This is a genomic window from Ideonella sp. (genome assembly GCF_036277275.1).
Taxonomy (GTDB): Bacteria; Pseudomonadota; Gammaproteobacteria; order Burkholderiales; family Burkholderiaceae_C; genus Ideonella.
In genome coordinates, this window is sequence record NZ_DASUNH010000067.1 from 26186 (window position 1) to 40230 (window position 14045).

The 14045-nt window shown below is 67.4% G+C and carries 14 protein-coding genes and 1 tRNA gene; 12 read left to right on the plus strand and 3 right to left on the minus strand.

Annotated elements, in window-relative coordinates:
- Positions 1-28: 28 nt before the first annotated feature.
- The 5 genes from VFY73_RS12120 (at position 29) to VFY73_RS12140 (ending at position 6273) form a co-directional block, all read left to right on the plus strand.
- Positions 29-105 (plus strand) — tRNA-Met (locus VFY73_RS12120).
- A 210-nt stretch (positions 106-315) separates the two neighbouring features.
- Entirely contained in the window at positions 316-636 is a 321-nt protein-coding gene (gene yajC, locus VFY73_RS12125; RefSeq protein WP_329718991.1) for a preprotein translocase subunit YajC, read from the plus strand.
- Positions 637-720: 84 nt separating this feature from the next.
- Complete coding sequence (gene secD / locus VFY73_RS12130) at positions 721-2634, plus strand: protein translocase subunit SecD (RefSeq protein ID WP_329718993.1); 1914 nt, start codon at positions 721-723, stop codon at positions 2632-2634.
- A gap of 34 nt (positions 2635-2668) precedes the next feature.
- Entirely contained in the window at positions 2669-3709 is a 1041-nt protein-coding gene (gene secF, locus VFY73_RS12135) for a protein translocase subunit SecF (protein WP_329718995.1), read from the plus strand.
- 38 nt (positions 3710-3747) lie between these two features.
- Positions 3748-6273, plus strand: a complete 2526-nt coding sequence (locus VFY73_RS12140; protein WP_329718997.1) for a DUF1631 family protein — start codon at positions 3748-3750, stop codon at positions 6271-6273.
- 100 nt (positions 6274-6373) lie between these two features.
- On the opposite strand, the gene VFY73_RS12145 is transcribed toward VFY73_RS12140, so the two are convergent.
- From VFY73_RS12145 to VFY73_RS12155, 3 genes are all read right to left on the minus strand, one after another.
- Positions 6374-6853, minus strand: a complete 480-nt coding sequence (locus tag VFY73_RS12145; RefSeq protein ID WP_329718999.1) for a DUF494 domain-containing protein — start codon at positions 6851-6853, stop codon at positions 6374-6376.
- A 106-nt stretch (positions 6854-6959) separates the two neighbouring features.
- On the minus strand, positions 6960-8111 hold the full coding sequence (gene dprA, locus VFY73_RS12150) for a DNA-processing protein DprA (protein WP_329719001.1): 1152 nt from the start codon (positions 8109-8111) through the stop codon (positions 6960-6962).
- Positions 8112-8157: 46 nt separating this feature from the next.
- Positions 8158-9315, minus strand: coding sequence for a LysM peptidoglycan-binding domain-containing protein (locus tag VFY73_RS12155; protein ID WP_329719003.1), 1158 nt, complete (start codon positions 9313-9315; stop codon positions 8158-8160).
- A gap of 278 nt (positions 9316-9593) precedes the next feature.
- On the opposite strand from VFY73_RS12155, the gene def reads away from it, so the two are divergent.
- The 7 genes from def to pgk all read left to right on the plus strand — a co-directional run.
- Positions 9594-10109 carry a peptide deformylase gene (gene def, locus VFY73_RS12160; protein WP_329719005.1) on the plus strand — a complete coding sequence of 172 codons (516 nt, stop codon included), beginning with the start codon at positions 9594-9596 and terminating at the stop codon, positions 10107-10109.
- 26 nt (positions 10110-10135) lie between these two features.
- Positions 10136-11092, plus strand: a complete 957-nt coding sequence (gene fmt, locus VFY73_RS12165) for a methionyl-tRNA formyltransferase (RefSeq protein WP_329719023.1) — start codon at positions 10136-10138, stop codon at positions 11090-11092.
- Between the two features lie 80 nt (positions 11093-11172).
- Positions 11173-12033, plus strand: a complete 861-nt coding sequence (gene htpX / locus VFY73_RS12170; protein WP_329719007.1) for a zinc metalloprotease HtpX — start codon at positions 11173-11175, stop codon at positions 12031-12033.
- Positions 12034-12106: 73 nt separating this feature from the next.
- Positions 12107-12499, plus strand: a complete 393-nt coding sequence (locus VFY73_RS12175) for a hypothetical protein (RefSeq protein WP_329719009.1) — start codon at positions 12107-12109, stop codon at positions 12497-12499.
- A 97-nt stretch (positions 12500-12596) separates the two neighbouring features.
- Positions 12597-13349 carry an AzlC family ABC transporter permease gene (locus VFY73_RS12180; protein ID WP_329719011.1) on the plus strand — a complete coding sequence of 251 codons (753 nt, stop codon included), beginning with the start codon at positions 12597-12599 and terminating at the stop codon, positions 13347-13349.
- Positions 13346-13675 (plus strand): AzlD domain-containing protein, encoded by a 330-nt coding sequence (locus tag VFY73_RS12185; RefSeq protein WP_329719013.1) that lies wholly within the window; start codon positions 13346-13348, stop codon positions 13673-13675. Before VFY73_RS12180 ends, VFY73_RS12185 begins: the two co-directional genes overlap by 4 nt.
- Positions 13676-13740: 65 nt before the next feature.
- On the plus strand, positions 13741-14045 hold a 305-nt coding region (pgk, locus tag VFY73_RS12190; protein WP_329719015.1), incomplete at its 3' end, for a phosphoglycerate kinase.

Below are 14045 nucleotides of genomic sequence, written 5' to 3' on the forward strand. Positions count from 1 at the left end.
AATTCCATGCTATAGTCCGTCTTTCTGTCGCGGGGTGGAGCAGTCTGGTAGCTCGTTGGGCTCATAACCCAAAGGTCGCAGGTTCAAATCCTGCCCCCGCAACCAGTTTCCAACCGAAGCCACGATCGCTTGGTTGACGAAAAGCCCTCCCTACACAACGTAGCGAGGGCTTTTTGTTTTCCGCCGCGGCGGTGCGCGTCAGCGGGTTTGTCCGGAGGCTTTCAGCCGGCCCGAAGGCTTGATTCGCCCGCGCAGTGCCACAACTACAATGCCGCGCCGCCGACTGGCGCGCTGTCACCGAAGAAGGAATTTCCCGTGTTCATTTCCAATGCCTACGCCCAGACCGCGGCAGCCCCTTCGGGCGCTGCCGGCATGATGCAGTTCCTGCCGCTGGTGCTGATGTTCGTGGTGCTGTACTTCATCATGATTCGTCCGCAGATGAAGCGGCAGAAGGAACACCGCGCCATGATCGACGCGTTGGCCAAAGGTGACGAGGTGGTCATCGGCGGTGGGGTGATCGGCCGCGTGGCCAAGATGGGCGACAGCGTGCTGCACATCGAGGTCGCCAAGGACGTCGAAATCCAGGTCCAGCGCTCGTCGGTGGTCCAGGTGCTGCCCAAGGGCACCTACAAGTAAGCCTGCAGGCAAACCGGCGCATCACTGCATGCGCCCGGCCCCGGTTGCTGGCGCAACAGGTGGCCCACGGCACGAAAGCCCGACATGAACCGATACCCTCTGTGGAAGTACCTGCTGCTGGCATTCGCGCTGGCCGTGGGCCTGGTCTATACGCTGCCCAACTTCTTCGGCGAAGCGCCGGCGGTGCAGGTGTCCAGCGGCAAGGCCACCTTGAAGATCGACGCCTCGCTCGTCGGGCGGGTCGAGCAGGTGCTGCAGAGCGCCAACATCAAGCCGGACTTCGTGCAGTTCGAGGGCAATTCGGTCAAGGCGCGACTGGCCGACACCGACACGCAGCTCAGGGCCAAGGATGCACTGTCCAAGGCGCTGAACGCTGATCCGGCCGACCCGTCGTACATCGTCGCGCTGAACCTCGTGTCGAGAACACCCCAGTGGCTTTCCTACGCCCGGCTGGCCCTCGTCGAGCCCAAGCCGATGTACCTGGGGCTCGACCTGCGTGGTGGTGTGCACTTTCTGATGCAGGTCGACATGAAGGCCGCGCTGACGAAGAAGGCCGATTCGCTGACCGGCGACGTCCGCACCACGCTGCGTGACAAGAACATCCGCCACGCCGGTATCTCGCGTGAAGGCAACAGCGTCGAGGTGCGCTTCCGCGACGCCGATACCCGCACCAGCGCGCTGACCGTGCTCAACGACACCCAGCCGGACGTGGTCTGGGCCGAGAATTCGGCCACCAACGGCGACCTGCTGATAACCGGTGCATTGAAGCCCGAGGCGATGCGCAAGGTGCAGGAAGCGGCGCTGAAGCAGAACATCACCACGCTGCACAACCGCGTCAACGAGCTCGGCGTGGCCGAACCGGTGATCCAGCAGCAGGGCCTCGACCGCGTGGTCGTGCAGCTGCCGGGCGTGCAGGACACCGCCAAGGCCAAGGACATCATCGGCCGCACCGCCACGCTGGAAGTGCGCCTGGTAGACGACTCGGCCGAGGCCGCAGCGGCGGCCGCCGGTGCTTCGCCGGTGCCCTTTGGCACCGAGCGTTATGTCGAGCGCGGCGGCGGCCCGCTGATCGTCAAACGCCAGGTCATCCTGACCGGCGAAAACCTGACCGACGCGCAGGCTGGGTTTGCCGATGATCAGCAACCGGCCGTCCATCTGACGCTGGACGCCAAGGGCGCACGCATCTTCCGCGACGTGACGCGCGAGAACGTCAACAAGCGCATGGCCATCCTGCTGTTCGAAAAGGGCAAGGGCGAGGTCGTGACGGCGCCGGTGATCCGGGCCGAGATCGGTGGCGGGCGGGTGCAGATCTCCGGTCGCATGACGACGCAGGAGGCCAACGACACGGCGCTGCTGCTGCGTGCCGGCTCGCTGGCTGCGCCGATGGAGATCATCGAAGAGCGCACGATCGGCCCGAGCCTGGGCGCCGACAACATCGCCAAGGGCTTCGCAAGCGTGACCTATGGCTTCGCCGCGATCGCCGTCTTCATGTGCTTGTATTACCTGCTGTTCGGGGTGTTCTCGACGCTGGCGCTGGCCTTCAACCTGCTGATGCTGATTGCCGTGCTGTCGATGATGCAGGCCACGCTGTCGCTGCCCGGCATCGCGGCGATTGCGCTGGCGCTCGGTATGGCCATCGACTCGAACGTGCTGATCAACGAACGTGTGCGCGAAGAACTGCGCGCCGGGGTCTCAGCGCAGAAGGCCATCGAGGCAGGCTATGAGCGAGCCTGGGCGACGATCCTGGACTCGAACATCACCACGCTGATCGCCGGCCTGGCGTTGCTCGCATTCGGCTCCGGTCCGATCCGCGGCTTTGCCGTCGTGCACTGCCTGGGCATCCTGACGTCGATGTTCTCGGCCGTGATGTTCTCGCGTGGCCTGGTCAACCTCTGGTACGGCCGGCAGAAGAAGCTCAAGGCGGTGTCGATCGGACAGGTCTGGCGACCGCAGGGCACTGCCCTGCCGGCCACCACCGACACGGCCGACCAGGCCTGATCCGCGCTACGCGACGCATTCACAAAGGTCCACCATGGAATTTTTCCGTATCCGGCGCGACATCCCGTTCATGCGGCATGCGCTGGTGTTCAACATCGTCTCGGCCCTCACTTTCTTCGCGGCGGTGTTCTTCCTGGTCACCCGCGGGCTGCACTTCTCGATCGAGTTCACCGGCGGCACGGTGTCCGAGATCCGGTATGCGCAGGCGGCCGATCTGGCCCACGTGCGCGAGGCGGTGGAAAAGCTCGCCCTTGGCGAGGTGCAGGTGCAGAACTTCGGCACCTCGCAAGACGTCATGATCCGTGTGCCGGTGCGCGCCGACGTCAAGCAGACTGAAGTGGCGCAGCAGGTGTTCAACGCCCTGTGCGCCGCGGACAAGGGGGAGGTCGGCACCAAGACCATCACCACGCCCAAGGGTGAGCAGGTGACGCGGCCTTCGTGCACGCAGGCCGGCGGCGCCGAGCCGTTCGAGCTGTCGCGCACCGAGTTCGTCGGCCCGTCGGTGGGCGCCGAGCTGGCCCAGGACGGCGCGAAGGCGCTGGCCTTCGTCGTCATCGGCATCATGATCTACCTGGCGATCCGCTTCGAATGGAAGTTCTCGGTCGCCGCGATCATCGCCAACCTGCACGACGTGGTGATCATCCTCGGCTTCTTCGCCTTCTTCCAATGGGAGTTCTCGCTGTCGGTGCTGGCGGCGGTGCTGGCGGTGCTGGGTTACTCGGTCAACGAGTCGGTGGTGATCTTCGACCGGATCCGCGAAGCCTTCCGCAAATTCCGCAAGATGACCACCCATGAGGTGATCGACCACGCGATCACCTCGACGATGAGCCGCACGATCATCACCCACGGGTGTACCCAGATGATGGTGCTGTCGATGCTGCTGTTCGGCGGCCCGACGCTGCATTACTTTGCAGTGGCACTGACCATCGGCATCTTGTTCGGCATCTACTCGTCGGTCTTCGTCGCGGCGGCGATCGCCATGTGGCTTGGCGTCAAGCGGGAAGACTTGGTGAAGCCCGGCCCCGCCAAGGAAGGCGGCGACCCGAACGATCCGAACGCCGGGGCGGTGGTGTAGAGTCAAACGCCCCCACTCGGCCTGCCGCACCGACGCCCATGCCCGCTCCCTCGGCCCAGACGAGCCTGCTCGACCAAGCGCGACTGTTCTACGCTGAACGCCTGGTCAAGGAGTTCCAGCCCTGGGCCGACGCGGCCCTCGCCGGTGCACAGGCGCTGAACGAAAAACCGGCCGAGCGCACGGTCGCCCAGCAGCGGCGCGACATGCTGCAGGACCTGATGCGCCACGGCAGCCAGTGGCCGGTGAAGCTGGCCGACCGGGTGCGCCAGCAGATCGCCGGCACCGCGGCGGGTGCCGCGGCCACCAAGCCACAGGCGCCAAGCAGCGGGCTGGACCTGAAGCTGGTCGATGACGACACGATCCAGCACGAGATCCTGGTGTCGCGCCTGGCCCAGGGCATGCTCGACAAAGGCGTCTGGGAATACAACGACCTGCGCGCCCGCTTGCTGGCGCTTGCCCGTCAGCCGGAGCTGGATGAGCACGACCTGTTTCGTACGCAGGAGCTGGCGCAGGTCGTGGTCGATGCTTGGGCCGATGCCGGGCTGGCGCTGGAAAGTTGGCGCGGTCTGGAAGAGGTCTTGATCAAGGCCTGCGCCAAGCCGATCGAAGGCGTCTGGAAAGAAGTCAACAAATGGTTGGTCGACCATGGCGTGATGCCCGAGGTCGACCTGCGCGGCGCGATCCGTCGCTCCGACGGCACCTCCACGTCGCCAGGGCGGCTGGATGAAGTCGAGCCGACGCGAGGCGCCGCGAGTACCCGCTTTGCAGATACCTCTACCGCCGCACCATCGGCCCCGATGCCGGCGAGTGGCGGTCGCTCCAGCGTCTACGGAGCGACCGGCTACGGTGCCGGTGGAGCCATGGCCGGCGGCACGGGCGCTGGACCGGGTGCCGGTAGGGGCCAGGGCGGCGGCGGTGGCCGGGGTGCGGCTGGGAGCGGGGCCACGCCCCAAGCTGGTGTGGCGCCCGGTGATCCATTCGGCGGCGCTCGGCCGCCGCAGAGCATCCTGCACGGCCACAGCATCGAAGACGAAACCCGCATGATGACCCGGCAGGCCGCGGGCGGCTCGGCCCGCGCCGACATCGTGCTGGAGCACTTCTCCGAAGTGATGGAGCGCCACCTGCCGGGCTTTCGCGACACCGCGCATGCGCGCCCGGCGTCAGCGCGCTTGTCCGACGCGATGAACCAGGCCCAGCAGCGCTTGGTGCGGCAGTCGGGCGGCCCGGCCGGGGACGGCGCAGTGGCCGGCGGTGTCGTCGAACCTGGGCCGACGCCCGAGGTGCTGCTGCAGGAACTGCGCGAGCGCCAGGTCGCCCTGAAGGCCGCGGCGACCACGCCGGCCGAGCGGGCCACTGTCGAGCTCGTCGCGCTGCTGTTCCAGGCCATCCTGACCGAGGAGCGCATCCCGGCGCAGCTGCGCGTCTGGTTCGCGCGCTTGCAGATGCCGACGCTGCGCGTGGCGATCGCCGAACCCGATTTCTTCTCGACCGCCGATCACCCGGCGCGCCGGCTGATCGATCGCATGGGCGCTTGCGTGATGGGGTTCGAAGGCGGCGCCGAGGTGCTGGGCACGCCGCTGGAGGCCGAGATCAAGCGCGTGGTGCAGGTCGTGGAGGCTTTCCCCGACACCGGGCGTCGGGTGTTCCAGACGGTGCTCAACGAATTCGAGAAATTCCTCGAAGGCTACTTTCGCGAGCACAACGAGAAGGCACGTGCCGGCGTGTCGCTGGCACAGCAGGTCGAGCAGCGCGAGACGCTGGCGATCCAGTACACGATCGAGCTGCGCAAGCTGCTGGGTGATGTGCCGGTGCACGAAGGCATTCGCGAATTCATGTTCCACGTCTGGGCCGATGTGCTGGCCACCGCCGGGGTGCGGCATGGTCCCCAGAGTGCCGAGGTCAAAACGGTGCGTGCGGCAGCCAGCGAACTGTTGTGGACGGCCAGCGCCAAGACCACCCGCGAAGACCGGGCCGAGGTGATCCGCCGCCTGCCACCGCTGCTGACGACGCTGCGCCAGGGCATGGCCTCAGTCGGCCTGGCGGCGGAGAAGCAGGAAAACGCGATCAAGTCGCTGAACCTGGCGTTGACGGCGGCCTTCAGCGCTCGCTCGACCGCGATCTCCCCGAAACAGCTGGAAGAGCTGAAGGAGCGACTCGAAATGATCGAGGAGCTGTTGCCCGACGAAGAGGTCGAGATCGACGAGACCTGGGTGCTGGACAGCGGCAGCCATCAGCAAGAAGGGCTGGAGATCGTCGCCGACGGTGGCTCGATGCCGGGCCCGGCGATGCTGCAGTGGGCTGCGGAGCTTCAGCTCGGCGCCGCGTTCATGCTCGAATACCGCGGCCGCCACCAGTCGGTGAGGCTGGTCTGGCAAGGGATGAGCCGTCAGCTGTCGTTGTTCTCGGCGTCGGATGGCCGCTGCGTGCTGTTCCAGAAAGCGCGTCTGGCCGCCTTCCTGCAGGCGGGGCTGCTGGTGCCGCTGCAAGAAGAATCGCTGACCGTTGCGGCGACCCGCAACGCGCTCGAGAAGATCAAGGCCGATCCGGCGCGGCTACTCGCTTGAGGTCAAGCCGAGGGGCTTGCGTATGAGGCTGGCTTGGCGGGTCCGCAGCAACAGCTGCTTCGGTGGACTACGACCCCAACGGGGGAGTGGCCGCCCCGCTTCAGTGAATCAGCCGGTCTTCCGGTGCGACGAAGAGTTCGTCGAGGATCAACGCGTCAGGCTCTTCACCCAGGCTCCAGAAAACCATCAGCACGATGATCTTCAGGTCGTCCAGCTCCAGCGGGCCGGAACCCACTGCCGTAGCGCGATCGATCACCATCTCGCGCAGCGGCGGTGTCAGCACGCCAGCGGCTTCAAGAAAGCTGATGAAGCCGATCGACTCGTCACCCAGCAACTCCTGCTCTTCGCGCAAGTAGACGCGAATGCCGGCCGGTGACTGGGCCAGCGGAGCAGCCCCGGCAGGCGCTTCCGCGCTCAGCTCACCGGTGCGCATGGCCAGGCCGTCGAGCCAGTGCAGGGCCTCTTGGATCTCGTCCGACTCGAAGCCGACAGCCGACAGTTTGCGGCTCAGCTGTGCATGGTCCGGGCAGGCGTCGGGCCGCCAGTAGTTTTCGTACAGGTAGACCAGAACGTCGAACATGGATTGACTATACCCGAGTGCCCTGGGCCGGGTCGGGGCCATTTGGCGGGATTCCCCCGGGGTCTTCCGGCGCTTGGCGTGCGGTTTTTCGCTGCCAACGGCCGGCTCAGCCTGCACCTCGGCGCTGGAACAACCCGCCCGGCAGGCGGGCCAGCCGACCGTCGAGCTCCATTTCCAGCAACCGGGCCAGCAGCTCGGCGGTCGGCCACCCCAAGCGGGCCGACAGCGCGTCGAGCGTCACCGGATCGTGGCCCAGCGCCTCCAGCAGCGGATCCCGGCGGGAGCCTTCCGAGCGGCCATCGGGGACGCCACCGGCGCCGGCCGTCGGTGGTGTCGGTGGTAGTGGCAGCCGCAATTCCTGCACGATGTCATCGGCGGTTTCGACCAGCTTGGCGCCTTCCTTGATGAGCCGGTGGCAGCCGCGCGATTGCGGGCTGTGGATCGAGCCGGGGATCGCGAACACCTCGCGCCCGCACTCGACCGCCAGCCGGGCGGTGATCAACGAGCCGGACTGTACGGCGGCCTCGACCACCAGTGTGCCAAGCGTCAGCCCGGCGATGATGCGATTGCGGCGTGGAAAGTGGCTGGCCAGAGGCATGCTGCCGAGCGCGAACTCGCTCAGCATCAGGCCCGCTTCTTCGCTGATGCGGTGGGCCAGCGCGTGGTGGCGCTTGGGGTAGACGCGGTCGAGCCCCGTGCCGACCACGGCGATGGTGCCCCCGCCGAAGGCGGTCGCCCCTGCCAAAGCGCCATCGTGAGCCGCTCCGTCGACACCGAGCGCCAGGCCGGACACGACGACCATGCCGGCTTGGCTGAGGTGGGTGGCGAAGGCCCGGGCGTTGTCCAGCCCACCCGGTGTCGCGTGGCGGCTGCCGACGATCGCGATCGAGGGCAAGGCCAACAGGTCGATCCGCCCCTGGGCGTACAGCAGAAGCGGGGGGTCGGCCGTTTCCAGCAGTGCTCCCGGATAGGCAGGATCGCCCAGCGTCAACACATGGCGTCGGGCGGGGTCGGCTGCGAGCCAGCCCCGGGTCCCGTCGAACAATGCGTCAGGATCGAGGCTGGGCTGCTGCAATGCCTGGGCCGCGTCGGCACCTGCCACTTCGCGCCAAGCACCGGCGCCGGCAGCCACGGCCCGCTGCGGCGAACCGAAAGCCGCCAGCAGGCGACGCGCTGCACCGGGGCTCAGGCCCGGACAATGAACCAGGCGCAACCATGCCCGCAGTTCATCGGCGGGCAGGGCGGTGTCGGGGGGCATGGCCTAGGGCGATGGTCACACACACCGCCGCCCTGCCTGGGCAGGATCAGGGTTGGGTGAACAGGTCGCCAGCGGTGACCGGATCCTGCACGTTCAGGATCAAGGCGTAGGACACGCGCTCGAAAACCCGGAACACGAACATCAGGCCATGGCGTTCATCCGGCAGGCGGATCAGCTCGCGCTTGTCCTCGGTGTTGTCGACGCGCTGGGTGCCGGCGCGCCACACGGCCATCACGTGGCCGCGCTCGATGCCGTCGCGGGCGCCCTTGTTCAGCGAAACGATCTGGTTCTGGCCGGCATTCAGGCCGTCGCCATATACCGAGATGATGCGACCCGACATCGGCGCCCCCGGCGCGTGCGGCGCAAACGGATCGACATCGCGGGCCGGTGCAGGCGACAGGCGGTCCCCAATGTTGGCTTCTTCGCGCAGGTTGGTGATCGTGATCGTCGCCGGGATGATCTCGCTCTTGCCGTCCGGCGTGGTGCGCACCTCACCGGGCCTCACATAGTCCGCCGCGCCGACATAACGGGCCTCGAAGCCCAGCACCTCTTGGGTGACCGGATCGACCAGGGGCTTCGGCTCACGGAACAGCTGCCAATTGCGGGCTGCCGACAGGTCGCCGCGTACATAGGCGTTCTCGCCCTTGGACACGATGACCCGGCCTTCCTGGGTGGCCACGACGCGAGGCGCAGTGGCCAGCGTGTTGGTGTCCAGCACCACGGCGTCGTTCAGGAATGGCCCGATCAGATGCATCGGGACCGAGGCGATGGCGTCGTTCGGCAGCGGCTCGGCGCGCACCCGCGGCGACAGCTTCTCGTCTCCGATCGGCTTGGCGGTGCGCAGGCGGGCTCGGCCACCGGTCTTGTCCAGGTACAGGATCTGCCCCGGATAGATCAGGTGCGGGTTGCGGATGTCGTCCATGTTCATCCCCCACAGCTCGGGCCAGCGCCACGGGCTCTTGAGGAACAGCTTGGAGATATCCCAGAGCGTGTCGCCACGCTTGATCGTGTAGCTGTCGGGTGCGGTGGGCGACAGTTCGGACAGCGGCACGCCGGCTTCGGCCACCTGCTGGGCGGTGGCTCGCTGGCCCGGCGTGATCGGGTAGTTGGTGGCCCAGGCCGACGCCGCAGCGCCCAACCCCAAGGACACGGCCACAAACCAGGTGGAAGGCGGCACAAGGGGCAGACGCGCGAATCGGCTCATGAATGGACTCTCCCGGGCAACGAGCCGGAAATCAAAGGCAATGCAACAATTCCGGTTGCGCAAACGGTGGCCGAACCCTTTGGAGGGTTGGGCTCCAAGCCGTTGCCCAGCCGAAACCAAAAGCTAATGAAGCTCCGCAAATTCTGCCCCTAAAGCATTGATATCGCAAACAAACTGGCCAGTACGGTGCAACCCTTTGTCACCTGAGCGGGCCGCAAACGTTGCGTGCTGTTGACAACCTGGGGCAAGCCCCAAGGCCTTCGTGACCCACTGAACCCATGGCCCTGCTTTCGATCCTGCGTTACCCCGACCCCCGTTTGCACACCGTGGCCGCGCCTGTCGCCGACGTCGACGATGCCGTGCGCCAACTGGTGGACGACATGCTGCAAACCATGTACGAGGCCGATGGTGTCGGCCTGGCGGCGACGCAAGTCGACGTGCACCGCCGCATCCTGGTGATGGACACCTCCGAGCAGCGCAATGAGCCGCGGGTGCTGATCAACCCCGAGCTGATCCGCGCCAGTGAAGAAATGATGGTCGGCGAAGAAGGCTGCCTGTCGGTGCCGACGGTGTATGACGCGGTGCCGCGCCATGCGCGGGTGACCGTGCGAGCGCTGGGCCGTGACGGCAAACCGTACGAATTCGACGCCGAGGGCCTGACGGCCGTTTGTGTGCAGCACGAGATGGACCACCTGCTCGGCAAGGTCTTCGTCGAGTACCTGAGCCCGCTCAAGCGCGAACGCATCAAGACCAAGATGCTGAAGAAGACCCGCGACGAGCAGAAGCATCGATGAGTGCCGACACGACCGCGGCGCCGGGCCTGCGCGTCGCCTTTGCCGGCACGCCCGAATTCGCCGCCGCGGCGTTGGCGGCGATCCACGCGGCCGGCTACACGGTGCCGCTGGTGCTGACGCAGCCCGACAGGCCCGCCGGCCGCGGCATGAAGTTGACGCCGTCGCCCGTCAAGCAGTTGGCGCTTGCTCACGGTATGGATGTGGCCCAGCCTCAAGGGCTGAAGCTCGACGGCAGGTATGCCGACGACGCAGCCGCGGCCCGGGCCGCGCTCGAAGCGGCTGCGCCGGACGTGCTGGTGGTCGCAGCGTACGGCCTGATCCTGCCGCGCTGGGTGCTGACCTTGCCGCGGCTGGGCTGCCTGAACATCCACGCTTCGCTGCTGCCGCGCTGGCGCGGCGCGGCGCCGATCCACCGCGCAATCGAAGCGGGCGACGCCGAAACCGGCATCACCATCATGCAGATGGACGAGGGGCTGGACACCGGCGCGATGCTGGCCGCCGGGCGCGAGCCGATCCGGCCGGCTGACACCACCGGCACGTTGCACGACCGCCTGGCGGCGCTGGGCGCCACGATGATCGTGCAGGCGCTGGCCGACGCGGCGGCCGCACGCCTCATCGCTACGCCGCAACCGGCCGCCGGCGTGACCTACGCGCACAAGATCGCCAAGGCCGAGGCGGCGATCGACTGGGCACTGCCCGCGGCCGTGATCGAACGACGGGTCCGTGCCTTCGACCCCTTCCCCGGCGCCAGTTTCGACTGCGGCGGCGAAACCGTGAAGCTCTGGCAAGCTCGGTGTCGGCCAGACGTGCAGGCGCCGCCCGGCCGCGTCGTGCACGCCGACGCGACGCGCCTGACGGTGGCCTGCGGCGACGGTGGGTTGGATCTGCTGCAGCTGCAGCGCCCCGGCGGCAAGCGCGTGCCGGCGGCGGCCTTCACGCAGGCCCGGCCCGACCTGCCGGGCAGCGACCTCGCGTCCCATTGAACTCGTGATCCCCGCCCGCATCTGAGCCGGTATCGCCATTGACGGGCGCCGCCAGTGCCGGCGCCAAGGAACCCCACACCATGTTCAACCTGTTGAAGACCGCTGTCCTGATGGCGGCGATCACTGCCTTGTTCATGACCATCGGCCGCCTGCTCGGCGGCCAGCAGGGCATGATGCTGGCGCTGGTCGTGGCGCTGGGCATGAATGTTTTCAGCTACTGGTTCTCCGACAAGCTGGTGCTGCGCATGTACAACGCGCAGGAGGTCGATGCCCAGAGCGCGCCGCAGTTCTACCGCATGGTGCAAGAGCTCGCCGAGCGGGCCCAGTTGCCGATGCCGCGCGTCTACCTGATCAACGAAGATGCGCCGAACGCCTTTGCCACCGGCCGCAACCCGTCTCACGCGGCGGTGGCCGCGACCACCGGCATCCTGCGCACGCTGAGCGAGCGCGAGTTGCGCGGCGTGATGGCGCACGAGCTGGCGCACGTGAAGCATCGCGACATCCTGATCTCGACGATCAGCGCGACGATGGCCGGCGCGATTTCGATGCTGGCGAACTTCGCGATGTTCTTCGGTGGTCGCGACGACGAAGGCCGTCCGGTCAACCCGATCGTCTCGATCCTCGTGATGATCCTGGCGCCGATCGCCGCCAGCCTGATCCAGATGGCGATCAGCCGCGCCCGCGAGTTCGAGGCCGATCGCGGCGGCGCCGAGATCTCGGGCGACCCGCAGGCGCTGGCCTCGGCGCTGCAGAAGATCCACCGCGTCGCCCAAGGCCTGCCGCTGGAAACCGCCGAACGTCATCCCGAGACGGCGCAGATGATGATCATGAACCCGCTGTCCGGCGGCGGCCTGCGGGGCCTGTTCTCGACCCATCCGAGCACCGAAGAGCGGGTCGAGCGGCTGCTGGACATGGCGCGGTCGGGTCTGGCTGCTCGCTGAATCGGGGCCTCAAGTCGCCGGCCGGTGGGCCGATAAACCGGGCAGTCCTGTGCCCACAGACCGCCCACTCACCATGCGCCGCGCCTTTCTCACTCTCGTCATCCCGGCTTGCCTCTGGCTGGCCGGTTGCGACCTGCTGGGCATCGAAGGCGCAACGGCCGTCGCCGAGCGCAAGGCGGCCGAAGGCAAGGCCGTCGGCGCCGCCTGCCGCCACGCCGGCCGGGCGATCGAGGACTGCTACACGCTGAACAAGAAGGCCGACAAGGCCGCCATCTACGCCGGCTGGCGCGAGATGGACGACTACATGCGCGAGAACAAGCTCGAGCCGGTGGCGCCGCAGCTGAAGGCCGAAGCGCCCAAGGCCAAGGCAGCCGAGTCCGAAGACGAGCCTGAGCAGACCGCCAAGGTCGACGGCGAAGCCAAGGGCAAGGAAGCCCGCGCGAAGAAGGTTGCCGGCGCGCATTGATGGGGCCGTTCTTGCTGTGCGTCCATGCACAGCCGACCCGCGTTCATGCACGAATGTGTAACCCCCATGGGTGAAAACCCCATAGGACAATGGTCGGATGCCCGATGTCGCGCCGCCGCCCCCGCTGTCCACGCCAATCTGGCAACACCCCGAATTCCGCCGCGGCGCCCGTGAGATGACCGGCATCGCGCTGGGCCTGGCCGCCTGGGGCCTGGTCACCGGCGTCGCGATGGTCAAGAGCGGCTTGCCGATCCCGCTGGCGCTGCTGATGACCTTCGTCGTCTTTGCCGGCAGTGCACAGCTGGCGTCGCTGCCGCTGATTGCCAGCGACGCGCCGATCTGGGTCGTCTGGGCGACTGCGGCCTGCGTCAACCTGCGCTTCGTGATCTTCAGTGCCGGCTGGCGGCCGTATTTCGGCCACTTGCCGCTGCGCGAGCGGCTGCTGCACGGCTACTTCACCGCCGACCTGAACTACGTGATGTTCATGCGGCGCTTTCCCGAGCCCAAGCCGTCGGCCGACCAGGGCCCGTACTTCTGGGGCGGTGTCGCGATCAACTGGGTCACCTGGCAGGCGATGTCGCTGCTCGGCATCACGCTGGCCGACCGCATCCCGACCGAATGGGGGCTGGGCTTTGCCGGCACCCTGGCGCTGTTGGGTCTGACCGGTTCATTGCTGTCAGACCGAGCCACGTGGATCGCTGCCGCCGTTGCCGCCTGCGCCGCGGTGGCGGCTTTTGCGCTGCCGTTCAAGCTCAACATCGTGGTCGCGATCGCGGCCGCGGTGGCCGTCGGCATCGTGCTGGATCACTTCAACCCGGCGGCGACCGCACCGCAAAAGGCCGAGCGATGAGTACCTGGGAAGCCACGATCGCGATCCTCGGCCTGGGCGTCATCACCGTGCTGACGCGTGCGTTCTTCCTGCTGCCGCAGCGCGAGGTGCCGATCCCGCTGTGGTTGCGCGAGGCGCTTCGCTACGCGCCGCTGGCCGCGCTGGTGGCCGTGATCGCGCCCGAAGTGATCATGAAAGACGGCCACCTGATCCGGACGTGGCAGGATGCGCGCCTGTACGCCGCTGCCGCCGGGGCGCTGTGGTACTGGTGGCGCCGTGGCATCCTCGGCACCATCGTCTGTGGCACCGCGGTGCTGCTGGCGCTGCGTTTCGGCCTGGGCTGGTAGGCGCCCGGCGCCGGCGCGGCGCCCAGAACGCTTTCCTTTTCCCATCCGAGAACGACACCACCATGATGAAAGTGCTCCGCTTTTCCGACCTCGTCGCCCAGGGCCAAGTGCAGGGCAAGCGCGTGTTCATCCGCGCCGACCTGAACGTGCCGCAAGACGATGCCGGCCGCATCACCGAAGACACCCGCATCCGTGCGTCGGTGCCCTGCATCAAGCTGGCGCTGGACGCCGGCGCCGCGGTGATGGTCACCAGCCACCTGGGCCGCCCGACCGAGGGCGAGTTCAAGCCTGAGGATTCGCTGCAGCCCGTGGCCGAGCGCCTGGCCGAGCTGCTGGGTCGCGAGGTCAAGCTGGTCGCCAACTGGGTCGA